General features: G+C 70.9%; 22 protein-coding genes and 1 pseudogene. 11 read left to right on the top strand and 12 right to left on the bottom strand.

Annotation, left to right across the window (positions count from 1 at the left end; all coding sequences use genetic code 11):
- Position 1: 1 nt before the first annotated feature.
- Complete coding sequence (locus ACFWDI_RS30390) at positions 2-670, top strand: hypothetical protein (RefSeq protein WP_385308860.1); 669 nt, start codon at positions 2-4, stop codon at positions 668-670.
- A 28-nt stretch (positions 671-698) separates the two neighbouring features.
- Here ACFWDI_RS30390 and ACFWDI_RS30385 read toward each other — a convergent pair whose 3' ends face one another.
- The 4 genes from ACFWDI_RS30385 to ACFWDI_RS30370 form a co-directional block, all read right to left on the bottom strand.
- The gene (locus ACFWDI_RS30385) at positions 699-1,904 is read right to left on the bottom strand and encodes a type III PLP-dependent enzyme (RefSeq protein WP_385308858.1); all 1,206 of its coding nucleotides are present in this window, start codon (positions 1,902-1,904) and stop codon (positions 699-701) included.
- Positions 1,901-3,673 carry an IucA/IucC family protein gene (locus ACFWDI_RS30380; RefSeq protein ID WP_385308856.1) on the bottom strand — a complete coding sequence of 591 codons (1,773 nt, stop codon included), beginning with the start codon at positions 3,671-3,673 and terminating at the stop codon, positions 1,901-1,903. Before ACFWDI_RS30380 ends, ACFWDI_RS30385 begins: the two co-directional genes overlap by 4 nt.
- A 69-nt stretch (positions 3,674-3,742) precedes the next feature.
- On the bottom strand, positions 3,743-5,509 hold the full coding sequence (locus tag ACFWDI_RS30375; RefSeq protein WP_385308958.1) for an IucA/IucC family protein: 1,767 nt from the start codon (positions 5,507-5,509) through the stop codon (positions 3,743-3,745).
- A 2-nt stretch (positions 5,510-5,511) separates the two neighbouring features.
- Positions 5,512-6,705, bottom strand: coding sequence for an acetyl-CoA carboxylase biotin carboxylase subunit family protein (locus tag ACFWDI_RS30370; protein ID WP_385308854.1), 1,194 nt, complete (start codon positions 6,703-6,705; stop codon positions 5,512-5,514).
- A 229-nt stretch (positions 6,706-6,934) separates the two neighbouring features.
- Between ACFWDI_RS30370 and ACFWDI_RS30365 the strand changes: the two genes are divergently transcribed.
- Complete coding sequence (locus tag ACFWDI_RS30365) at positions 6,935-7,876, top strand: (2Fe-2S)-binding protein (protein ID WP_385308853.1); 942 nt, start codon at positions 6,935-6,937, stop codon at positions 7,874-7,876.
- Here ACFWDI_RS30365 and ACFWDI_RS30360 read toward each other — a convergent pair.
- Together ACFWDI_RS30360 and ACFWDI_RS30355 are read right to left on the bottom strand one after the other, a co-directional pair.
- Positions 7,860-8,210, bottom strand: coding sequence for a VOC family protein (locus ACFWDI_RS30360; RefSeq protein ID WP_385308851.1), 351 nt, complete (start codon positions 8,208-8,210; stop codon positions 7,860-7,862). The genes ACFWDI_RS30365 and ACFWDI_RS30360 overlap by 17 nt on opposite strands.
- 319 nt (positions 8,211-8,529) lie before the next feature.
- Positions 8,530-9,960 carry a dihydrolipoyl dehydrogenase family protein gene (locus ACFWDI_RS30355; RefSeq protein WP_385308849.1) on the bottom strand — a complete coding sequence of 477 codons (1,431 nt, stop codon included), beginning with the start codon at positions 9,958-9,960 and terminating at the stop codon, positions 8,530-8,532.
- A 118-nt stretch (positions 9,961-10,078) separates the two neighbouring features.
- Here ACFWDI_RS30355 and trxA point away from each other — a divergent pair, with 118 nt between their 5' ends.
- Complete coding sequence (trxA, locus tag ACFWDI_RS30350; protein WP_327327444.1) at positions 10,079-10,474, top strand: thioredoxin; 396 nt, start codon at positions 10,079-10,081, stop codon at positions 10,472-10,474.
- Positions 10,475-10,507: 33 nt separating this feature from the next.
- Here the strand turns inward: trxA and ACFWDI_RS30345 are convergent, their stop codons facing one another.
- The 3 genes from ACFWDI_RS30345 to ACFWDI_RS30335 all read right to left on the bottom strand — a co-directional run bounded on the left by ACFWDI_RS30345 (position 10,508) and on the right by ACFWDI_RS30335 (position 13,255).
- Positions 10,508-11,692, bottom strand: coding sequence for a thiolase family protein (locus ACFWDI_RS30345; protein ID WP_327327443.1), 1,185 nt, complete (start codon positions 11,690-11,692; stop codon positions 10,508-10,510).
- Between the two features lie 193 nt (positions 11,693-11,885).
- Positions 11,886-12,155, bottom strand: coding sequence for a hypothetical protein (locus tag ACFWDI_RS30340; protein WP_327327442.1), 270 nt, complete (start codon positions 12,153-12,155; stop codon positions 11,886-11,888).
- 77 nt (positions 12,156-12,232) lie between these two features.
- Positions 12,233-13,255, bottom strand: a complete 1,023-nt coding sequence (locus tag ACFWDI_RS30335; RefSeq protein ID WP_362692164.1) for a LacI family DNA-binding transcriptional regulator — start codon at positions 13,253-13,255, stop codon at positions 12,233-12,235.
- Between the two features lie 159 nt (positions 13,256-13,414).
- Between ACFWDI_RS30335 and ACFWDI_RS30330 the strand changes: the two genes are divergently transcribed.
- The 4 genes and pseudogenes from ACFWDI_RS30330 (at position 13,415) to ACFWDI_RS30315 (ending at position 15,157) form a co-directional block, all read left to right on the top strand.
- Positions 13,415-13,633, top strand: a complete 219-nt coding sequence (locus ACFWDI_RS30330; protein ID WP_385308847.1) for a hypothetical protein — start codon at positions 13,415-13,417, stop codon at positions 13,631-13,633.
- 72 nt (positions 13,634-13,705) lie between these two features.
- Positions 13,706-14,344, top strand: a pseudogene (locus ACFWDI_RS30325) (flotillin family protein); the annotation flags it as partial.
- Between the two features lie 37 nt (positions 14,345-14,381).
- Positions 14,382-14,615 (top strand): hypothetical protein, encoded by a 234-nt coding sequence (locus tag ACFWDI_RS30320; protein ID WP_385308963.1) that lies wholly within the window; start codon positions 14,382-14,384, stop codon positions 14,613-14,615.
- Between the two features lie 68 nt (positions 14,616-14,683).
- The gene (locus ACFWDI_RS30315; RefSeq protein WP_385308956.1) at positions 14,684-15,157 is read left to right on the top strand and encodes a type II toxin-antitoxin system PemK/MazF family toxin; all 474 of its coding nucleotides are present in this window, start codon (positions 14,684-14,686) and stop codon (positions 15,155-15,157) included.
- Here ACFWDI_RS30315 and ACFWDI_RS30310 read toward each other — a convergent pair.
- Positions 15,142-15,975, bottom strand: a complete 834-nt coding sequence (locus ACFWDI_RS30310) for a TIGR02452 family protein (protein ID WP_385308845.1) — start codon at positions 15,973-15,975, stop codon at positions 15,142-15,144. The genes ACFWDI_RS30315 and ACFWDI_RS30310 overlap by 16 nt on opposite strands.
- Before the next feature lie 126 nt (positions 15,976-16,101).
- On the opposite strand from ACFWDI_RS30310, the gene egtA reads away from it, so the two are divergent.
- Genes egtA through egtD form a run of 4 tightly spaced genes read left to right on the top strand, consistent with a single transcriptional unit; the run spans position 16,102 to position 20,403 of the window.
- The gene (gene egtA, locus ACFWDI_RS30305; RefSeq protein WP_385308843.1) at positions 16,102-17,376 is read left to right on the top strand and encodes an ergothioneine biosynthesis glutamate--cysteine ligase EgtA; all 1,275 of its coding nucleotides are present in this window, start codon (positions 16,102-16,104) and stop codon (positions 17,374-17,376) included.
- Positions 17,373-18,689 (top strand): ergothioneine biosynthesis protein EgtB, encoded by a 1,317-nt coding sequence (egtB, locus tag ACFWDI_RS30300; RefSeq protein ID WP_385308842.1) that lies wholly within the window; start codon positions 17,373-17,375, stop codon positions 18,687-18,689. The genes egtA and egtB overlap by 4 nt, the downstream gene beginning before the upstream one ends.
- On the top strand, positions 18,689-19,444 hold the full coding sequence (egtC, locus tag ACFWDI_RS30295; protein ID WP_385308840.1) for an ergothioneine biosynthesis protein EgtC: 756 nt from the start codon (positions 18,689-18,691) through the stop codon (positions 19,442-19,444). The genes egtB and egtC overlap by 1 nt, the downstream gene beginning before the upstream one ends.
- Entirely contained in the window at positions 19,441-20,403 is a 963-nt protein-coding gene (gene egtD / locus ACFWDI_RS30290) for an L-histidine N(alpha)-methyltransferase (RefSeq protein WP_385308839.1), read from the top strand. The genes egtC and egtD overlap by 4 nt, the downstream gene beginning before the upstream one ends.
- Here egtD and ACFWDI_RS30285 read toward each other — a convergent pair.
- Entirely contained in the window at positions 20,298-21,167 is an 870-nt protein-coding gene (locus ACFWDI_RS30285; protein WP_385308837.1) for a lysophospholipid acyltransferase family protein, read from the bottom strand. The genes egtD and ACFWDI_RS30285 overlap by 106 nt on opposite strands.
- A complete protein-coding gene (locus ACFWDI_RS30280) occupies positions 21,164-21,991 on the bottom strand; it encodes a GNAT family N-acetyltransferase (RefSeq protein WP_385308835.1) in 828 nt (275 codons plus the stop codon). Before ACFWDI_RS30280 ends, ACFWDI_RS30285 begins: the two co-directional genes overlap by 4 nt.
- Positions 21,992-22,079: the final 88 nt, after the last annotated feature.

Below are 22,079 nucleotides of genomic sequence, written 5' to 3'. Positions count from 1 at the left end.
CATGAGCCAACTCTTACGCACGTCGGTCGCCCGAGTGCTCTTCTCCGTACTGATAGGCGCCGGCACGGGACTCGTTCTCTTCGGGGTCACCCGGCTCTCCGGCCGCGATCTCTTCGTCGTCACCGGCGGCATCGCCGGTGCGGTCAGCGTCTTGATGTTCCAGGTCTACGGCCGCGCCGCGCGACTGACCGAAGTGACCGTCACAGTGCCGCAGTTCAGTCAGCTGACCTTCATGGTCAACGACGAGTCCCGGCAAGTGGCATGGCGCCTGTTCGTCGAGACGGTCACCCGGGTGAGCACCCAGCCCCTCAAACACGACGACGGCCTGATCCGCGAGACTCTCACCTCGCTGTACGGGCTGTTCGCCACGACGCGTGAGGCGCTGAAGGCCGCACGCCCCTCGGTGCCGGTCTCCGGAGGCCCGACCGTCGAGTATCTCGCCATCACCATGCTCAACCGGGAGCTCCGCCCGTTCCTGTCCAGCTGGCATCCGCGCCTGCTGGCTTACGAGAACGCGACCCCGGACGGGCCCGAGTCGGCCTGGCCGGACAACGCCGACTGCCGTGCCGAACTCCGCCTCGTACAAGCGAACTTGCGCAGTTACGCGCTGGGGTTCGCGCGACTTGCAGGCGTCAAGGAGGGGCAGCTTCTGATCGACGGCGCCCCCTGACAGACGCAGGACCACCGGGTGTCAACGGTCAAGGGCACAAGAAGTGGAAGCCCGGCTTGGGGTGCATCAGGAAGTCGTGGTGGGAGATGTTCCACGCGTACGCCCCGGCCAGCGAGAACACCACACGGTCACCCGCCCGGAGACCCGCCGCCGGGACCCGGCGGGCGAGGACGTCCTTGGGAGTGCAGAGCTGGCCGGCCAGGGTGACCAACTCCTGCTGGGCCGTGGACCGCGGCCAGGGGTGCGGCCAGTCGTTCACCGGAAGCACCGTGCAGGGCTGGTCGTGGCCCTTCGTCGCCGGGGTGCGCAGATGGTGTGTGCCGCCCCGGACGACCGCGAACTCCTCGCCGTGGCTCGGCTTCACGTCCAGCACCTCGGTGGCGTACCAGCCGCAGTACGCGGTCAGCGCGCGGCCCGGCTCGATGCGCAGCGTCAGGCCGGGGTGGGCCGCGGTGAGGCGGGCGAGGCCCGCGCCGTAGGCGGCCCAGTCGAAGCGGGCGTCGGGGTCGTTGTAGTCGACGGTCATGCCGCCGCCCACGTTCACCTCGCGCAGGTCGATGCTGTGGCGTGCGGCGAGACTCGCGGCCCAGGTCACCACGGACTCGGCGACGGCGAGCTGCTGAGGGGCCTGAAGGCCGCTGGCCAGATGGGCGTGGATGCCGAGCAGCTCGAGGTGCGGGCAGCTGCCGTCAGTGAGGAGGCGAACCGCGTCATCCGCCTGGGTCGGGTCGAGACCGAACGGCGTCGGCCGACCGCCCATGGACAGGGCGCTTGCCTCCAACGAACCGTCGGGCAGGGGAAGGTTGAACCGCAGCAGAACTCCGACTGGCGCATCGGAAGCCCGCCGGGAGGCGAGTTCCGCCAGCATCCGGAGCTCGTACGCGCTCTCGACATGGAAGCGCTCCACGCCCAGGTCCAGCGCCGCGGCTATCTCGGCAGGCGTTTTTCCCGGGCCGCCGAAGGCCAGCGGACGCCCTGGAACAGCCTTTGCGACATGGGCGAGTTCACCGCCCGACGAGACCTCGTAGCCGTCCACATACGGGCCGAGGGCAGCCAGGATCTCCGGCTCCGGGTTGGCCTTGGCGGCGTAGTACAACTCGACGCGCTCGGGCAGTGCCGACCGGACGGACGCGGCATGCTCGCGCAACGCGCCGAGGTCGTACAGATAGGCGGGCAGACTCTGGGCCGGGAGCGACAGGGTGCGGTCGCGCACCGGATCGGTGGGGGCGGTCATCGGGCGCTCCAGACGTCGTCGGTGCGGGGCGCTCCGGACAGCACGTCCTCGGCGAACGGGGAAGGAAGGCGGACATAGCCCGCCTCGCGGTCGGCCGTGCGCTCCCAGCGGGTGAGCAGATTGGCCTTGGCGGGCAGCGGCGCGCCGGCCAGCAGGGCGCCGAGGCGGGCCGGGCAGCCGTGCTCGTCCGCGTACTCCTGCAGCACCCGGCGGACCTCGGCCCACAGCGCGGGTTCGGTCTCCGGGTGCAGATCGGCGAGGGCGGCGAGCATGTCGGACACATGGTTCACCACGAGGCAGTAGACGACCCGGTTCCAGCCTCGCTCGGCGTCGTACGTCAGCGGGCCCGCGACCTCGGGCGGCAGCGCGGCAAGAGTGTCGGCGTGGTGCTCGGGGAGGAGCTTGGTGCCTTCGAGATCACGGAAGAGGACCTGGGCGGGTCTGCCGTCGGCGTCGACACAGACGACGACGTTCTGAAGATGCGGTTCGAGGACAAGACCATGGTCGAAGTAGGCGGCCAGGACGGGCGGGAGGAGCAGCTCCAGATAGTCCCGCCACCAACTCAGGGCGCTGCCGGGGTCCGAGTCCGCCAGCAGCCTGGAGATATGGGCGGGGCCCGTGGGGTACTCATCGGCGATGGCGGCCGCCAGCAGAGGTGTCGTGCCGGGCCGGAGATGGACGTCGAGCCCTTCGCGGACGATCACACCGAAGCCTTCGAGAAGAGCGAGGTCGGGCCGGCCGTCCGGGCCGGGGACGGCGAGGCTGCGGTAGGCGGGTTCGCGGAGCATGCCGCTGCCGGGGAAGCGGGTGGCCAGTTCGGTGAGGGCCGGTCCGAGCAGGCGGGTGAGGGCGACCGCGCCGGCCAGTTCGTAACTGGCGTTCTTGCGCAGGCAGTTGGTGATGCGGACGTTGAGGCTGAACTTCAGGAAGGTGTCGCCGTCGTAGAGGGTGCGTACGGACGCGGTGGCGGTGAACCGGCTTCGGCCGCGGCCGAGATCCAGGATGTCGCGCCGGGCGATGGCCGCCCGCAGTGACGGGTGCTCGTGGAGCAGTGCGTACTGCCAGGGGTGTGCGGGGAGCAGCCGGTATCCCTCGGGCACCGCGTGCAGCCGGTCCAGCGGGTCGGTGGCGCCCGGCTCGGCCGACTCCTGGACGGTCAGATGCTCGCGTACGGCGAGCAGGTGGAGGGGGAAGGCGGCCGCGGCTTCGGGGGCGTAGGCGGACCAGAGGGCGGGGTCGCCGCTGCGGGCCTTGGGGGTGGGGTGGAAGCGGTGGCCGAGTCTGAGTGACTGCTCGGATGCCAGGTACGTGGCGAGCCGGCCACCGTCGAGGGCGGGACGCGGCGCGGCCAGGGCTGCGCGGACGCCCTGATGGCTCGCGTCGACCTGGGCCAGGAATTCGGCATTGCGCGCGCCGGTACGGAGCGAGAGCTCGGCATGGGTGTACTCGGCGAGGCGGCGCCAGCCGAGCTCGGACCAGCCGGTGCCGGTCCGTTCGGCGACCGGGCCCCTGAAGCGGTGCGCTCCGATGAAGGATGTACGGCGAAGGGCCACTTTCAGCAGCACCCCGCGGCGTGGCAGGCGCAGCAGCAGATGGCCGTCGATGACGGCGGTCTCGTGCTCGGGGCCGGAGACCTCGCGCAGGAGACAGTTGAGGAGGGTGTGGGCCACGGCCTCGTCGGCGCTCGGCAGCCCGGTCGGGGCGGCGGAATGGGGCGCGGCACGAGTGGAGGAGTAGGTGGAGACAATGTGGGTGGAGACAGTGCTCATGGGCAGTGACATCAACGGCTCCGGCGGATGCGGCGAGCGGCAGGTGGGTTGTGTGCCGGGCATCGCCGCTCACACCTCCCGCAACAGGTAGTTGGGACCGGTGGTGTAGTGCTTGTTGATGTCGACCGCGCCCGAGCGCTCCTTGGTGAGCAGGGTGCCCGCGGTCACCATCGCCTTGACCGGCAGGCGCGCCGCGTCAAGGACGTGTTCGCGCAGTACGGCGCCGGGCTGCCCGGGCCGGGTCCCGAGCCGCTCCACGGCCTCAACCAGCCGGGTGCGTACGAGATTCAGCAGCCGGCCGAGCGGGGCGCGGCCATGGCGGGCGAGACCGAAGGCGTACGCCCCCGCGCACAGATGGACCGTGATGGTGGTGAACAGATCGACGACCGGCGCGTCGCTGTCCCCGAAAATCCGCGCATCGTCGAACTCGGACGGGTCGGGCGCTGCCGCGCCGAGGGCGGCGCGCATCCGTACGGTGTTGATGCGTGGTCCGTCGTTGTCCTTGAGCAGCAGTCTGATCCGGGTGCGGCCCGCCTGCGTGTCCAGCACCAGCGAAATGTTCTGCTGATGGGACTCCAGGGCGATTCCGTACCCGAAGAGCGTTGTCTGCCAGTCGAAGAGCAGGCTGAGCACGGCGTCGAGAAGGGCGAGTGGATCGCCGCCGTGGAAACGGTCGGCGAGATGGTCGATCAGCAGCCGCCCGCCGGGGGCTTCGCTCAGCAGGGCCGCCATCGACACGACGACTGCGTCGTCCAGGCCTGCCGGACAGCGCCGGAGCAGGACGGCGAGAAGTTCATGACCGGCGTGGGCGAAGCGGGTCTCGTCGGCGTTCAGGATGCTGTCCCGGAAGCGCGGCTCGTGGTCGATCACGGTCTGCAGCAGGCACTGCGTCGCCGCGCCGTCGACCAGTGTGCCGGGCTTGATCGTGCGCCGGTTGCGCATGCCCAACGTGGCGGTGGCCAGGGGCAGTTTGAGATGAACGCCGGGGTACGCGGCGAGCGCCACGGTCCGCATCGACAGGGTCGGTACGGCCTCCAGGTACGGACGGTCGGACAGCACCGCCCTACTGTCGAGTCCGGTGGCGCGCAGTGCGTCCCGCAGCGGTTCGCCCACGGTCAGCGGATGGACGGGGATGGCGAGGTGGCTGTCGTCGAGGTCCGGCAGGCCGAGCACCGACGGCGTCGGCCATGGGTCGGCCGGTTCCGCGGGCCCGTTCACGCCCTGTGCGGTGACCGCGTCCTTGGGAAGGGCGATCCAGCGCAGGTCGAATCGCGGATGGAACTCCGGTGCGTACGCACGCAGTTGTGCCGTCGTAAGTCCCAGGCGGCCACGCGCGGTGGGGTAGACGGGGTGGTCGAGGCGGGCGGCGAGGGTGTCGTGGGCGAGTCCGCCCGCGAGTCCGGTCCAGTCCGCGGGATCGGTGCCGTGCCGGGCCCCGAGCATCGCGATGACCTGATGGTGCGTGACGGCGTGCAGCCGCAGGGTGGCGAGCGTCTGGCGGCATTCCTCGGCGAGGGCGTCGAAGCCGTCGTGGTCCACGGGGTCAGCGAGCGCGCCGAGCGCGGCCAGGATGTCGTCGGCGGTGCTCAGTTCCCTGCCGTCGGACTCCCGGCGCAGCAGGGGCAGACGGGCGCGGGTCTCGTACTGGAATCCGTCCTCGCGAATGGGCAGCTCAAGCGCGTCCCCGTCTGCGGCCTGCAGACGCAACCAGGCCCCGTCCGGGCGCTCCAGCGCGGTGGAGCGCGTGCGCAGGCCCACGACATCCTCCCGCAGCAGCGCGCTGAGCAGGCGCAGAAGGAGGTCCTTCTCGGCCGGGCAAGCGACCGTGTTCGTCACCGTCACGGGGTGATCTCCCAGCGCTGAGCGGCGAGGAAGTCGGTCACGGCCCGGTCCACGGTCTCCTGATCGCTACCGATGGCCCGGACGACTCCCAGGAGATCGCGGTTGGTGTGGTGGAGCTCGTGCCGCTCACCGGTCCGCCGCAGCGGCCGGTAGGTCAACTGCACGTCGCCGAGCGTCAGTTCGATGGCGGCAGGGGCGGCGGTGAGCGTTCCGGAGCGCTCGGCGCACGGGTAGTCGAGCCGCGCCGCGCCACCGGTCCGTGCCCCCAGGTCCGCCGGCAGCGGCTCGCCCAGATGCGTACGGAGTATGTGCTCGAAGAGCGGAATGTCCAGCAGCCGCGCGAGGAGCAGGTCGCACTGATCCCCGATGGCGCGGTAGTTGACCTCGATGATGCGCGCGCGTTCTTCGTGCACGACGAACTCGGTGTGGCAGGCGCCGAATCCGACCCCGAGCGCTTCCAGCTGCGCAAGGACCTGCGCGACGACGGGCTCCGGGTGGGCCGGAACGTAGGTCAGACGCTCCTCGATGAAGTACGGGGGTGGAGACAGCTCGGTGTGGAAGCCGCCCAGCACATGAAGGCTGGTGCCGTCGCCGAGTGTCTCCAGGGTGTACAGCTCGCCGGGCAGGTATTCCTCCACGACCAGGGCGGCCCCCGGCCGGTGTGCCCGGATCTCCTTGCACCGCAGCACAAGATCGTCGGGGCCGTCGACCAGGACCACGTCTTCGCTGGCCACGCCCTCACGCGGCTTGACGACGCACGGGTACGGCAGATCGAGGGCGGCCGGGGTGGCGAGTGGGTCCTGTCCGGCGGCGAGTTCCACCGAGCGGACCGTGTCCATGCCGGTGGCGGTGAGGTGGCGGCGCATCTCCGCCTTGTCCTTGGTGCGCAGCGCGGCCTGCCAGCCTTTGGCGGGGAGGCCGAAGTAGTCGGCGGCCAGGGCAGTCTGGGTCTGCAGATGGTCGCTGTTGGTGAAGAGGGCGTCCGGCGGGCGATGGGTCGCTATCCGGGAGATGACCGCGCGGAAGTCGCGGACATCGCACTCGAGGAGCTCGATGTCCGGGCAGGCAGCCCGGTGCGCCGCGGGCTGGTCGGTGAGCAGGGCGATGTCGAGGCCGAGCCGGCGAGCGGCGGGGAGGAATCCCTCGGTGACCGAGTCGGTCGGGTTGAGGGCAAGCAGGTACAGCTGCATGAAGGGATCACTTCCGCGCGCAAGGTCGGACCGTCCGAGAAGGTGAACCAATGGTGCTTGGACACAGACGGAGAGCCTAAGTTAGGCATACCTAACTCTGTCAATTCGCCGCCATGCGGCCCCGGTTCACAGTCAAACCCTTCAGTAGGGTTAAGGTGAGCCTTGCCTTACTGCCCTGTGCCTCCCGTGCGATCTCCCCCGTCCTCGATCTCGGTGTTGAGGAGTACCCGTGACCCTGGCTCCGGCGTTTCCCCTGACCCCGGCGTTTCCCCTGGCCGGACCCGCCGTGAGCTGCTCCACCGTGCTCGCCTCGACCTATCAACGGCTCACCGCGATCTGCGAGTCGTTTAGCGTGGAGGTCATGGCCCCCGGTTCGCAGGCCGCCCAAGGATGGGCCGACGGCACCGAACTGGCGGAGCGTCCGGAATTCCTCGACGCTTTTCTCGACGCCGAGGCTCGGCGCATCCAGGAACGTCACGCGCACACGGTTCGGCGGGACGTCGCCGCGTCCCGGGCCCTGCACGACTACCTCTGGTCCGTCTGCCTGTTGATGAGCGGCCCCTGGTTTCTGGAGCGACGCGTGCCGCGGATCCGCCCGCGCGACGTCCGGATCAGTCTCACCACCGGAGCGTTCGGCATCGTCCCCGGCGGCTTCGCCTGCCTCCCCGACGATCCGGCGGCCGGCCTCCCCGGGGCCCGGGTACGGGCACACGAGGAGGCGCTGCGGGCGGAGTTGCGCGCTGCCGTCGCCGACCACGTACGGCCGCTGCTCGCCGCGATCGGCCCGCAGGTGCGGCGCGGGCCGCGGGCGCTGTGGGGCATGGTCGGCGACGACCTGGTCTCCGGCATCTGGTACCTCGGCCGCATGCTGGACCAGGAGGAGCATGCCGTGCGGGCAGCCGGCGAGCTGCTTCCGGGACCCGTGCCACCGTTCCCCGGCGGCGCCGACTTCCGACGGCTGACGGGCCGGGGAGGGCAGTCGTATCTCACCCGGACCCGTCTCGGCTGCTGTCTCTACTACGCGATCCGCCCTGCCGAGGCATGCGGCACCTGCCCGCGAACCTGCGACTCCGAGCGGCTGCGCCGGCTTGAGGGCGACACATCCGCCCTTGCCGGTGGCAGTGATGGTGTGAACGCGGGTGGCGGTGCCGGTGTCAATGCCGGTGGCTGACGACGTTGACGACCCGGCCGTTGGGATCGCGTACGAAGAACCGGCGCACGCCCCACTCCTCGTCCCGCAACGCGTGCACAATCTCCGCGCCCCGGTCCACCATCGCCGCGTAAACCACGTCGACTTCGTCCACCTCGATGCTCATATCGGCCGCTACCGGCGCGGTCTCGTCGTGGGTGGCGAGGGTGAGCTGGGCGGTGGGGTTGGACGGAGAGGCAAGCGTCATGACCCAGCCGTGGTTCATGACCTCCTCAAGACCGATGAGGCCGTAGAAGTCCCGGCTCTCCTCCATGGCCTTGGTTCGAATGTCGGGCACAACACGGCGCACGGACATCGGTATCTCCTACTCGTTCGACATCTGCTGGTCTCCGGTGATCTCCAGTGTGGCCGACACGCCTGATCGCCCGCGACGGGACCAACAGCACTGAGCGGGGCGCCTGTTCAGCTTCGGTGGTGCTCGGTGTCGACCGTCTGAGTAAGGCTGAACTCCAAGCGCAGGGCGAGTGCTTGCACGTTGGGCGGTTTCCCTGAACACCTTCGCGCTGCCGGGGCCGAGTCGTCCGCGTAGTTCTTTCCAGCCAACCCCGGTTCCGGGGAGCAGGCGCCATTCCCATGGTGCTCAGCTGGAGCGCCCACTCCCCGTACGGTGCTGCTCAGCCGCGGTACGTCTCCAGCAGCCGCAGCCATACCTCGCTGATCGTCGGGTACGCGGGCACGGCGTGCCACAGCCGGTCGATCGGTACCTCGCCCGCGACCGCCACCGTCGCCGAGTGCAGCAGCTCGCCGACGCCCGGACCCACGAAGGTGACGCCGAGCAGGATCTCGCGGTCCAGGTCGACGACCATCCGGGCGCGGCCGCGGTAGCCGTCGCCGTACAGGCCCGCCCCGGCGACCGATGCGATGTCGTAGTCGACGGCGCGTACCCGGTGGCCGGCCGCCTCGGCCTCGGCATGCGAGAGGCCGACGGCCGCGGCCTCCGGGTCCGTGAAGACGACCTGCGGGACCGCCGCACGGTCGGCGGTCGCGGCGTGCGCTCCCCAGCGGTCGGTCTCCAGCAGCGGAACCTGCCGGGCCCTGGCCGCGATGGCGGCTCCCGCGATACGGGCCTGGTACTTGCCCTGGTGGGTGAGGAGCGCCCGGTGGTTCACATCGCCGACCGCGTACAGCCAGTCGCTGCCCTCGACGCGGCAGCTGTCGTCCACGGGAAGCCAGGAGCCCGGTTCAAGGTCCACCGTCTCCAGGCCGAGGTCCTCGGTGCGCGGAGCGCGGCCGGTCGCGAAGAGCACCTCGTCGGCCTCGATCCGCTCGCCGCCGTCGAGGACGAGGGTGACGGGGCCGGAGCAGTCGGAGCGTTCCACGGAGGCGACGGAGGTGTGCGTACGGATCTGGCCGCCGGCCTCGGTCAGCGCGTCGGCCACATGCTCGCCGACGAACGGTTCCATCCGGGGCAGCAGGCCCCCGCCGCGCACGAGCAGGGTGGTCTGCGAGCCGAGTGCCTGCCAGGCGGTGGCCATCTCCACTCCGACCACTCCCCCGCCGACGACCGCGAGCCGCCGCGGCACTCGCTGGGCGCTGGTGGCCTCGCGGCTGGTCCAGGCCTTGGCGCCGGCCAGGCCGGGGATGTCGGGCAGGACGGCGCGACTGCCGGTGGCCACGGCGACGGCATGCCGGGCAGTCAGCACATGGTGCTCGCCCTCGGGGCCGTCCACGACGACCTGTTTCGGTCCGTGCAGCCGGCCCTGTCCGCGGTAGAGGCGGGCGCCGATCGAGTCCATCCAGCCGACCTGGCCGTCGTCCTTCCAGTGGGAGGCGTACTCGTCACGGTGGGTGAGGACGGCTTCGGTGTCGAGCGGTCCCTGTACGGACTGGCGTACGCCCGGGACCCTGCGCGCGTCGGCGCGGGTGATCACCGGGCGCAGCAGCGCCTTGCTGGGCATACACGCCCAGTACGAGCACTCGCCGCCGACCAGCTCGCTCTCCACGACCGCGGCACTCAGTCCTGCCGCTCGGACCCGGTCGGCAACGTTTTCCCCGGCAGGGCCGCCGCCCACCACCACAACGTCGTACTCCACAGGTTCCGTCATAGAGCCAGTCTGGTGCCGGGTGTGCGTCCTGGCCACATGGGCAGGGGGAGGAATAGCACAGCCCCGGGCACCGTTGTCGGGGGCGAGTTCGTCGGACATCAGGAAGAGGTAGCACGTCATGAGCACTGTTGAGCTCACCAAGGAAAACTTCGATCAGGTCGTGACCGACAACGACTTCATTCTGATCGACTTCTGGGCTTCCTGGTGTGGTCCCTGCCGACAGTTCGCCCCTGTCTACGAAGGCGCGTCGGAGCGCCACACCGACCTGGTGTTCGCGAAGGTCGACACGGAGGCTCAGCAGGAGCTCGCCGCCGCCTTCGAGATCCGCTCCATCCCCACCCTGATGATCGTCCGTGACAACGTCGCGGTCTTCGCCCAGCCCGGCGCGCTGCCCGAGGCCACGCTGGAGGACGTCATCGGTCAGGCGCGCGCGCTGGACATGGACGAGGTTCGCAAGTCGATCGACGAGGCGAAGACCGGCGCTGCCGAGACGGAGCCCTCGACAGAGGTCTGACAGCAGCCCGGAGAGGCCTGACAGCAGTCCGGCTCAGCGCTCGAGGACCAGAGCGAGACCCTGGCCCACGCCGATACAGAGGGCGGCGAGGCCGGTTCCGGAACCCGCGGCCGCGAGCTGATGGGCGACGGAGCCGGCCAGCCGCGCGCCGGACGCGCCGAGCGGGTGGCCGATGGCGATGGCGCCGCCGCGCGGGTTGACCAGGGACGGGTCCAGGTCCGGCCATTCGGCGAGGCAGCCGAGCGACTGGGCGGCGAAGGCCTCATTCAGCTCGAAGGTGGTCAGGTCGGCGAAGGATTTGCCGGCCTTGGCCAGCGCCCTGTGCACCGCCTCGACGGGGCCGAGGCCGAAGAGCTGCGGCTCGATACCGGTGACGGCGGACGTACGGATCCTGGCGAGCGGCTCACGGCCGGTCGCGCGCAGGCCCTCCTCGTCGACGAGAAGCAGGGCGGCGGCCCCGTCGTTGAGCGGCGATGAGTTGCCCGCCGTCACAGCGCCGTCCGCACGGAAGGACGGCTTCAGCTTGGCGAGCGCCTCCATGGACGTGGAGTCTCGGATGCATTCGTCGCGGGCCAGGTCCACTCCGTCGTACGGAACGACCTCACCGTCGTACAGCCCCTTGCCCCAGGCCTCGGCGGCCTTCTGGTGGCTCGCGAGCGCGAAGGCGTCCTGCTCTTCGCGGGTGATGCCGTGCTTGTCGGCGATGAGTTCGGCGCTCTCGCCGAGCGGAATGGTCCACTCGGCGGGCATCCGCGGGTTGGTCATACGCCAGCCGAGAGTGGTCGAGTACAGCTGCTGGTGGCCGGCGGGAAAGGCCCGCTCGGGCTTCTGCAGCACCCAGGGGGCACGGGACATCGACTCGACACCGCCCGCGATCGCGATCGACGCGTCGCCGAGCGCGATCGCCCGCGCGGCCTGAATCACGGCCTCCAGGCCCGAGCCGCACAGGCGGTTGACGGTGACGCCGGGGACGGAGACGGGCAGCCCGGCGAGGAGGACTGCCATGCGCGCGACGTCGCGGTTGTCCTCGCCCGCGCCGTTGGCGTCGCCGAAGACCACATCGTCGATACGGGCCGGGTCGAGCTCCGGGGCACGGTCCACGAGCGCCTTGACGACATGCGCGGCGAGATCGTCCGGACGTACGGGGGAGAGTGCGCCGCCGAACTTGCCGATCGGGGTGCGGACGGCGTCGACTATGTAGACGTCGCGGATGCTCATCGGATCTCTCCCAAGGCCTGGGCCGTTCGGCTATTGCCTGGTGAACGATGGTTCACACATGCCCCGCCCGAGTCTCTGCCGGGTGCCGTCCGCTGTCAACGGCCGAAGGAACCCACGGCCAACGGCGGAAGGCGCCCGCTGTCGCTCGACGCAGGAATCCGCCGGAACACGGGCATCGGGCAACGGCGGGCTGTCAGGCGTCCTCCGCGTCGACCACTCTCGCCGAGAGCCCGTAGTCCAGCTCCGACCCGTCCACCAGCAGCGCCTCGACCGTGCGCGTCTCCGGATCGATGTCGGCCACCATGCCGTCGCCGGCATAGCGCGGGTAACCGGAGGATCCGTACCGGCCCGTCGCGTCCACGACCGCCGAGCGGATGGCACTCCTGGCCAGGGATGCCGCGTCGTCGCCCTCGATGTGCTCGGGCACCACCAGGATCTCGAAGCGCTGCGGATGAGTACTCATGCAAGCGACGCTAGACACGCCCCGCCCGGCCCGCATGTCGTTCTTGGCAGACCGGATACCGCCCTCGGCGCGCGGATTCAGCTGGACTCGCGGTGGACGGCCCGCGCCCCCATCAGATCGTGCGGCTCGGGCTCGGCGCCCGGGTCGCGTACGACGCGGTCGACGAGCTCCGCCAGGCGTTGTCCGGTGACCAGGTCGATCCGCACCGTGCTCAGACGTGGCCGCAGCAGCTTGCCCAGCAGCAGATCGTCGGCGCCCACCACCGCGGTCTCTCGCGGGACGTCGATGCCCGCGTCCTGGAGTGCGCGCATCAGGAGCATGGCGTACTCGTCGTTGTAGGCGTAGACCGCGTCGAGGCCCAGTTGCCGCCAGCGGGCGGCGAGTGCGGTGGCCGACTCCTCGTCGTACGACAGGGGCAGCGGCTCGATCCGGGCGCCGGTCCGGGTCGCGGCCTCGGTCGCACCCACGAGCCGGGGGCGGGAGAAGAGCTCCAGGCCGGGTTCCTCGGGCAGCACGACGCCGATGCTGCGGCAGCCTCGGCCGATCAGATGCGTGGCCGCGCAGCCGCCGATCTCCCGCTGGTCCATGACGAGGGAGTGCGCGCCGTCGACATGCTCGGGTCCCAGTGTGATGACGGCCTTGGCGCCGGAGCGTTTGAGGACGTCGACACCGTGCGGGGTGAGCGCGACCTCGCCGAGCGAGACGACCGCGACCGGCCGCAGTTCGGCCCAGGCGCGGGCGGCCTCGTCGCCCTCGAGGCCGAGGCTGCCGTACTGCACGACGGTGTAGTCCAGGCGGCGCAGCGCACACTGGAGTTCCTTGAAGAAACGGCTGTAGAGCGGGCCGACCGGGACATGGGCGGTGGGCAGCAGGACCGTCCGGGTGTGACCGGCGCGCAGGCTGCGGGCCGCGGCGTGCGGCACATAGCCCAGTTCTTCGGCGGCCTCGTGGACCCGCCGGCGGGTGGGCTCACTGATCCGCACGGCCGAGGTGTTGTTGAGCACGTACGAGACGGTGGCACGCGAAACTCCGGCGAGCCGGGCGACATCGGCACTGGTGGGAACGGGGCGTTCTGCGGACTGCTTGGGTGTCTGGCTCATCGCTCTCGGCATCCTTCCAGACCGGTTCCGCACCGGGTTTCGCGGATGGCCGGAAACGAGTGCCGCACAGCGTTTACACGCGTCAACGACCCGTACCGCATTGCTGGTTCCCTCGCTGGTGACGGTCGCCGACCCGAGCCGCGCGGGTAGGCTCCCGCCATGGACGACGAGTCGATGGTGGGGCTGCTCGGGCGGGTGACCGGCACGGTCGGACCCGGGCTCGTCGGTGAGGTCATCGTTCATATCCGCGGCGGCGCCGAGCACTTCCTCGCCTATCCGGCCTCCGCGCAGGACCGCATCGAGACCGGCACAGTGGTCACGGTCGTGGAACATCTGCCGCCGCGCACCGTCTATGTCACGTCCGCGTACGGCAGTTGAGCCCCCTCCCGATCAGGAGGACACTCCCGGTCATCCGGTGCCGGACGGCACCGGGCGAAGGGGGCTGTGCCGATGGTTGTCGGCGTCGCGGCGGGACTCGTACTCGCTGCCATCATTATCCTGATCGGCCTGTTCAAGCTCATGTGGCGAGTCGCCGAGCCGAACGAAGCGCTGATCATTTCTGGCTCCCCGCACCGGACCGAAGGTCTCGGCGAGGGCATGGGGTTCCGTATCGTCACCGGACGCGGAACGCTCGTCCTGCCCGGCATCCAGGCGGTGCGCAAAATGTCGCTGGACCTCAATGAGACCGAACTGCCCGTGGACTGCGTGACACACCAGGGCATTCCACTGAAGGTGCGCGGGTGGTTCATCTTCAAGGTCGGCGACGACTTCGTGTCGATCGCCAACGCCGGACGCCGCTTCCTCGATCAGCAGAAGCTGATGGCGGAGCGTGTCCACAACGTCTTCGCGGGCCATCTGCGGTCCATTGTCGGCGGGTTGACGGTCGAGGACATGATCCGCGACCGGGAGAAGCTGACCGGTCAGACGCGGGCGGCCTGCGGTACCGAGATGGAGAAGTTGGGCCTGATCGTGGACTCGCTGCAGATCCACGAGATCGAGGACCCGACCGGTTACATCAAGAATCTCGCGGCACCGCACGCCGCCGCGGTCCAGCGGGACGCCCGGATCGTGCAGGCGGCCGGAGATCGTCGAGGCGGGCGCCGGTGCGTTCAGCAACGTGGATCACATGATCCTGCTGAACGGGGCCGACGGGATGTCGGACATGTTCGCGAAGGCACTGACCCTGGGCGGTACGGGGCTGGGGCTGGCGCGCCAGCTGCTGTCGACCATGAACCAGGACGGTGGCCGGGGCGGTGGCCGGAGCGCCGGCCAGAGCGCTGTGGGCGGCGCGGTGAACAGCATGGTGCCGCCCGCACCGCACACCGAGAAGATCCCGGTGGCGGACGAGCCGAAGGACTGAGTCCCGCTGACCAACGGCACCCGCCCTGCGGAACCGACCGCACAGGTCCTACCGTGTGGCGGGTGACGATCTTCTCCGGCGCGACGGGCGCATCCGGCGCATTCGACGGCCCCTCCGACCTTCCCGGCAGCAGCGGCCCCGCCGCCACCACCGAGGCCGACCCCACCGAGGTGGGCCCGGTCCGCACCTCGTACGCTCCGGATCGCGACGGCGATCCCGATCCCGGCGAAATCGTCTGGACCTGGGTGCCCTTCGAGGAGAACGACGGTCGCGGCAAGGACCGGCCGGTGCTCGTGGTGGCCCGTGAGGCGGCCGGCACGCTGCTCGCCGTACAGCTCTCCAGCAAGCGCCATGACCACGACCGCGAGTGGGTGGCGATCGGTGTCGGGCCGTGGGACCGCGCCGGGCGCGAGTCCTGGGTCGATCTCGACCGGGTGCTGCGGGTGCATGAGGACGGTATGCGCCGTGAGGCGTGCGCGCTGGACCGGCCGCGTTTCGATGTGGTCGTACAGCGGCTGCGGGAGCGCTACGGCTGGAGCTGACCGGCGAAGGTGCGCCGGAAGGCCTCGAGTGTCGGGCCCTCGGCCGTACGGTCCAGTACCGCGAAGACGACCTCCTCGAAGTGTCCGGCGAACCGGCCGCTCCCGGTGAGCAGGGCGTGGAAGGCGCCCGCGACCGCCGCGGGGTCGTTGCGGAAGACCCCGCAGCCCCAGGCCCCGAGCACAAGGCGCCGGTAGCCGTGTTCCACGGCCGTCTCCAGGACCCGCTCGGCCCGCGCGGCGAGGGCCGCCGGAATGCGGTGCGCCTGGTCGGGGCTGCGGCTGGTGATCACTCCGGCGTTCGGCGCGGGCGAGGTCAGAAAGCCCACGGTGTACGGCGCGTCCAGCAGCCGGCCGCGGTCGTCGCGGAAGACCGGGACGCCGGGCGAGTGGATGACCCGGTCGGTGTAGAACGGGTTGCGCTCGGCGCGGTGATGGTCGTAGAACTCCGGGGCGCGCAGCAGTGTGGCGTACAGCGCGGAGGCGCGGCAGAGCGCCTCCTCCTGGGCCTGTGCGCCGTTGAGATAGCCGCCTCCCGGGTTGCGCGCGGAGGCGAAGTTCAGGACGGCGACCGGCGCCTGGTCGGCGGCCGTCAGCCGGCGGGCCGCTTCCGTGCTGCTCTCGGCCGTGACCTCGAAGGCTGTCGTACGGTCCGTGTCCGGCGTGACCTGGACGGCCCCGGGCCCGTACATCCTGGTGCCGGCCAGGGCGGCGGTCACCGCCCGCCCGATCGGGACCTCTCGTCCATCAGGTCCGAGGTAGTTGCCCGTTTCAACGATCGCCTCGGTCTGCTTCGCGATCCCCCGCAGTCGTGCACTCATGAGGGACATCGTCAGTGACCGGCACCAGACGCGGCAAGCGTATTTCCGACTGCCAAGGGCACTCTTGTGCGAAGCGGCGGCCGTGGCCTTAGGTTGGCAGAGTGCCTTCGACAGGAGGAGTCGATCATGCATCCGCCCGATGCCGGTGACCAAGGCCGGCCGATCTCCGAGGATGAAGCGGAGGACCTGCTCCGATGTATTTGCTTCAAGAACGGCCCGCCCCGCACCGTGGGTGTGGAGGTGGAATGGCTCGTTCATGACCTGGACCGACCCGAGCGCCCGGTCCGGGCCGACCGCCTGACGGCGGCCTTCGACCAGGTGCGTTCCCTGCCACTCAACTCCGCTCTCACCTTCGAACCAGGCGGCCAGCTGGAGCTCAGCTCGCCACCCGCCGCCTCCCTGATGGAGTGCATCGACTCCACCGCCGCCGATCTGGACGCCGTACGCACCGCGCTCCGCCCGGCAGGCCTCACTCTCACCGGACTCGGCCTCGACCCGTGGCATCCGCCGCGCCGGCTCCTCCATGAACCCCGTTACGACGCCATGGAGGCGTTTTTCGACCGGACGGGTCCGTCCGGGCGCGCCATGATGTGCAGCTCCGCATCCATCCAGGTCTGCCTCGACGCGGGCCACGAGGAGCCGGGACCGCTCGGGCACGGCCGGCGCTGGCAGCTCGCGCATCTGCTGGGCGCGGTGCTGATGGCGGCCTTCGCCAACTCCCCCGCACGGGAAGGGCGCTACACGGGCTGGCGGTCGACCCGGCAGGCCGTGTGGGCCGCGCTCGATGCCGTACGGCCGGTGGCGCCGCCCCTGTACATGGAGCCGCACTCCGCCTGGACCGCCCACGCGCTCGACGCGCCGGTGATGTGTGTACGGGCGGCCGACGGGCCGTGGGAGCTGCCGGAGGGACTGACCTTCCGTCAGTGGATGCGCTCAGGGGTGCCGCGTCCGCCGACCCGGGAGGATCTCGACTACCACCTGACCACGCTCTTTCCACCCGTGAGGCCGCGCGGCCATCTCGAGCTGCGCATGATTGACGCCCAGTCGGGAGAGAACGGCTGGATGGTGCCGCTCGCCGTCACCACGGCCCTGTTCGACGACCCCGAGGCGGCGGAGACGGTCTATCGCGCCGTCAAACCGCTGGCAGAGACGGCAGGTCCGCTGCCCGCGCCGCGCAATCCGCTCTGGATCACTGCCGCCAGGGACGCACTGGCGGATCCCGAGCTGCACGCGGCCGCGGTGACCTGCTTCTCCGTCGCGCTGGAGGCACTCCCCCGTATCGGCGCGTCGGACGCCGTGCGGGACGCGGTCGCCGCCTTCAATGAGCGCCATGTACTGCGGGGCCGATGTCCCGCCGACGATCTGCGCTTCCCCGCCCTCGGGAAGGAACTCCGCACATGACCGAAGATCTCCGGCGGCGCGCCCTCGACGCGCTGACCGCCGCCAGAGCCCGGACGGCCACGCTCACCTCGTGCGTCGACGACCATGAACTGACCGCGCAGCACTCTCCGTTGATGTCCCCGCTGGTCTGGGACCTGGCACACATAGGCAACCAGGAGGAGCAGTGGCTGCTGCGTACGGTCGCCGGGCGTGAGGCGCTGCGGCCCGAGATCGACTCCGTCTACGACGCCTTCGAGCATCCGCGCGCACTGCGACCCACGCTGCCGCTGCTGGCCCCGGCCGAGGCACGTGCGTACGCCTCCGACGTCCGCGGCAGGGTCCTGGACGTCCTCGACCGCACCCCGCTGGAAGGCGGACGTCTCGTCGATGCCGGCTTTGCGTTCGGGATGATCGCCCAGCACGAACAGCAGCACGACGAGACCATGCTGATCACCCATCAGCTGCGGAAGGGGCCGGCCGCGCTCACCGCGCCCGAGCCGCCGGCGGGCAGCACCAAGGGCCTGCCGGCCGAAGTCCTCGTCCCCGGTGGCCCGTTTGCCATGGGCACCTCCACCGAGCCATGGGCGCTGGACAATGAGCGGCCCGCGCACCAGCGTCTCGTACCGGCGTTCTTCATCGATACGGTGCCGGTGACCTGCGGCGCGTACCAGGCCTTCATCGAGGACGGCGGCTATACGGAGCGCCGCTGGTGGGCGGCCGATGGCTGGGACCAGATCCGGCAGCACGACATCGCCGCGCCGCTGTTCTGGCGGCGTGAGGGCGGTCAGTGGCTCCGCCGCCGTTTCGGCGTGACGGAGCCGGTGCCCGCGGACGAGCCGGTGCTGCATGTGAGCTGGTACGAAGCCGACGCGTACGCCCGCTGGGCGGGACGGCGGCTGCCCACGGAGGCCGAGTGGGAGAAGGCCGCGCGGCATGATCCGGACGCCGGCCGTTCGCGCCGCTTCCCGTGGGGCGACGACGATCCCACACCGTCACACGCCAATCTCGGCCAGCGCCATCTGCGACCGGCTCCCGTCGGCAGCTATCCGGACGGTGAATCACCGCTCGGTGTACGGCAGTTGATCGGCGATGTGTGGGAGTGGACGTCGAGCGACTTCCTCCCGTATCCGGGTTTCGCCGCCTTCCCCTACCGCGAGTACTCCGAGGTCTTCTTCGGCAGCGCGCACAAGGTGCTGCGCGGCGGTTCGTTCGCCGTGGACGCGGTGGCCTGCCGCGGCACCTTCCGCAACTGGGATCTGCCGGTGCGCCGCCAGATCTTCTCCGGATTCCGCACAGCACGGGACGCGGCTCCGCAGGAAGGCGGCGTCGCCTGATGTGCCGCCATCTCGCCTTCCTCGGGCCTGCGCTGCCGCTCGGGCAGCTGCTCGTCGAGCCCGTGCACGGCCTTTACCGGCAGTCGTGGTCGCCACGCCACCAGCGACACGGAACGGTCAACGCCGACGGTTTCGGGGTCGGCTGGTACGCCGCGGACGATCCCGTACCCGCCCGCTACCGGCGCTCCGGCCCCATCTGGGCCGATCTCTCCTTCGCCGACCTCGCCCGCGTGGTCCGCAGCGGGGCCCTGCTCGCCGCCGTCCGCGACGCCACCGAAGCGGGAGCGGACGGCGAGGCGGCGGCCGCACCGTACGCCGCCGGGCCGTGGCTGTTCAGTCATAACGGCGCGGTCCGCGGCTGGCCCGGCTCCCTGGAGCCGCTCGCCGTGACGCTGCCCGCGGCCGAGTTGCTCTCGCTCGAGGCCCGCTGCGACTCCGCGCTGGTGTGGGCGCTGCTGCTGCACCGGCTGCGCGACGGCGACGACATGGGCCAGGCGCTGGCCGACACAGTCCGCGAGATCGCCGCGGCCGCGCCGGGGTCCCGGCTCAATCTGCTCCTCACGGACGGCGAGACGATCGCGGCGACCGCGTGGGGCGACACGCTCTGGTATCTGGCCGAGCCGGGCCGCCGCACGGTCGTGGCCTCGGAGCCGTACGACGACGATCCGCACTGGCGCGAGGTTCCCGACCGCACCCTGCTGGCCGCCACCCGCACCGATGTCCTGCTGACCCCGCTCAAGGAGCCCACCGCGTGAGCCCGTTCCTGCTGACCCGAACCCTGCCCGAGGACGCGACGGACGCCGCCCTGCGCGCGGATGTGCTGCACGGCCTGACCCGTACGCCCAAGGCTCTGCCGCCGAAGTGGTTCTACGACGCCCGGGGCAGCGAGCTGTTCGAGGAGATCACCCGGCTGCCGGAGTACTACCCGACACGTGCCGAGCGGGAGATCCTGGCCGCCCGCGCATCCGAGATCGCCGCGGTGAGCGGGGCACGCACCCTGGTGGAGCTGGGCTCGGGCTCCTCGGAGAAGACCCGGCATCTGCTGGACGAGCTCCACGGTCTGCACAGCTATGTGCCGGTCGATGTGAGCGAGAGCGCGCTGACGGGCGCGGCCGAGTCGCTGCTCGCCGAGCGGCCCGGGCTGAACGTCCATGCCCTGATCGCCGACTTCACCCGCGGGCTTGCGCTGCCCGGCACCCCGGGGCCGCGTCTGGTCGCCTTCCTGGGCGGCACGATCGGCAATCTGCTGCCTGCCGAGCGCGCCGTCTTCCTGCGCTCCGTGCGCTCACTTCTCGCACCCGGCGACGCGCTGCTGCTCGGCACTGATCTGGTGAAGGACGAGGAAGTCCTGGTCAGGGCTTACGACGACGCGTCCGGGGTGACGGCCGCGTTCAACAAGAACGTGCTGTCCGTCATCGCCAGGGAGTTGGGCGCGGACGTCGACCCCGACGACTTCGACCATGTGGCGCTGTGGGACCGCGAGCAGGAGTGGATCGAGATGAGGCTGCGGGCCCGCTCCGCGCTGAACGTGAAGATCCCCGAGCTGGATCTGGAGGTCTCCTTCGAAGCGGGCGAGGAGATGCGTACGGAGGTGTCGGCGAAGTTCCGTCAGGAGGGTGTACGCACCGAACTGGCCGAAGCCGGGATGGTATTGACGCACTGGTGGACGGATTCGGAAGGCAGGTTCGCGCTCTCTCTCGCGACGGCCAGCTGAGCCGCGCGGGCCAGTGAGCGGCGGTCGGGGCAGCTCCCCGCGGGGATGACCGGCAGCAGCCGGATCTCCGCGGTGAGCCCGCCGGCCGCCGCGACCCGCCACAGGGACGCGGCCAGCGGGTCGTCGCCGACGAACGCGGCCGCGCCGGTGGGCAGATAGCTGATGCGTACGGGCTGGACGGCGGCGCCCGCGTCCAGCGCGGCCTGGAAGACGGCGGGCCGGAATCTGCCCTGGCCGCGTCCGCACCAGGTGGAACCTTCCGGGAAGGCTATGACGCGTGCCCCGTCGTCGAGCGCGGACGCCATCTCGCGGACGGTGGCGGGCAGCGTACGGAGCCGGTCGCGCTCCAGGAAGAGGGTGCCGCCCCGGGCGGCGAGCGGCCCGAGGACCGGCCATCGCCGCACCTCGGTCTTGGCCAGCATCCGTCCGGGCAGGGCCGCCGCGATCAGCGGTATGTCCAGCCAGGAGATGTGGTTGGCGACGACCAGAGAGGCACGGGGCCCGTGCGGCCGGCCAACGATCCGGACGCGTACGCCGAAGGCGCGTACCACCGCACGCGCCCAGCTCCGGGTCATGACGTCCCGGACCCGGGCGCCGAACAGGGTGCCCAGCAGTGCGGCCAACGGTGCGAGCAGCAGACCCACGACGACGGCCAGCGTCCCCGCCAGCAGCCGGGCAGCCGCCCTGAGCACGCCGGCCGTCGGGCCGTGGTGTGTCGCGCAGCCCCGCGGGGTGCAGGGCGCGCTGGGCAGCCAGACGCTCATCGCACCGGGGCGAGTGAGAGGAAGTGCCGCAGGTAGCGGGGGTTGGTGCGGCGCAGCGAGAGCAGGACGTACAGGTCCGCGACGCCGAAGTCGGGGTCGTGGGCGGGCGCTCCGCAGACCCAGGCGCCGAGTCGCAGATAGCCGCGGAGCAGGGCGGGCAGCTCGGTGCGCCCGCCGGGCCGCTCGACGGACTCGGGGTTCCAGAGCTTGTGGGGCGTGACCCAGTACTCCTCGGGAGCGAGGTTCTTGGCCTTCACGGTGTCCCAGGTGGCGGCCGCGAGGGTGCCGCCGTCGGCGAGCGGGATCGAGCAGCAGCCGGCCAGCCAGTTGTGTCCGGTGCGGACCATGTAGCGGGCGAGTCCGGCCCAGATGAGCGCGATGACGGCGCCGTTGCGGTGCAGGGGGTGGACGCACGAGCGGCCGACCTCGACGAGGTCGTCGCGGATCGGGGAGAGCCTGGCGAGGTCGAACTCGCCCTCGGAGTAGAGGCGTCCGGCGACCCGGGCGCGGTCGGGCGGCAGCAGCCGGTAGGTGCCGACGACCTCACCGGTGTCCGCCTCGCGGACCAGAAGGTGGTCGCAGTACGCGTCGAAGGCGTCGATGTCCAGGCCCGGCTCGGGGCCCTCGAGCCTGGCACCCATCTCACCGGCGAAGACCTGGTGACGCAGCCGCTGCGCGGCCCGTACGTCCTCCTGGTCGCGGGCGAGAGCGACGACATAGCGGGGCTGGTCGGTTTCCGGGCCGGGAGCGGCCAGGGGCGAGGGGATGGGCGCGGAGAGCTGTGCGGGGAGAGGGGCGGGGACGACGGCTGGCGATGCGGGCATGGCAGTCTCCTGTGCCGGACGGTAAGGGACGGACCGCGGGTGCGGCGGCCCGGCTCCTTACTTCTTCCGTGGCCGGCTGGATTCGACA

This window comes from Streptomyces sp. NPDC060064, from assembly GCF_042736455.1.
Taxonomy (GTDB): Bacteria; Actinomycetota; Actinomycetes; order Streptomycetales; family Streptomycetaceae; genus Streptomyces.
This window is presented reverse-complemented; position numbering and strand designations above follow the sequence as displayed.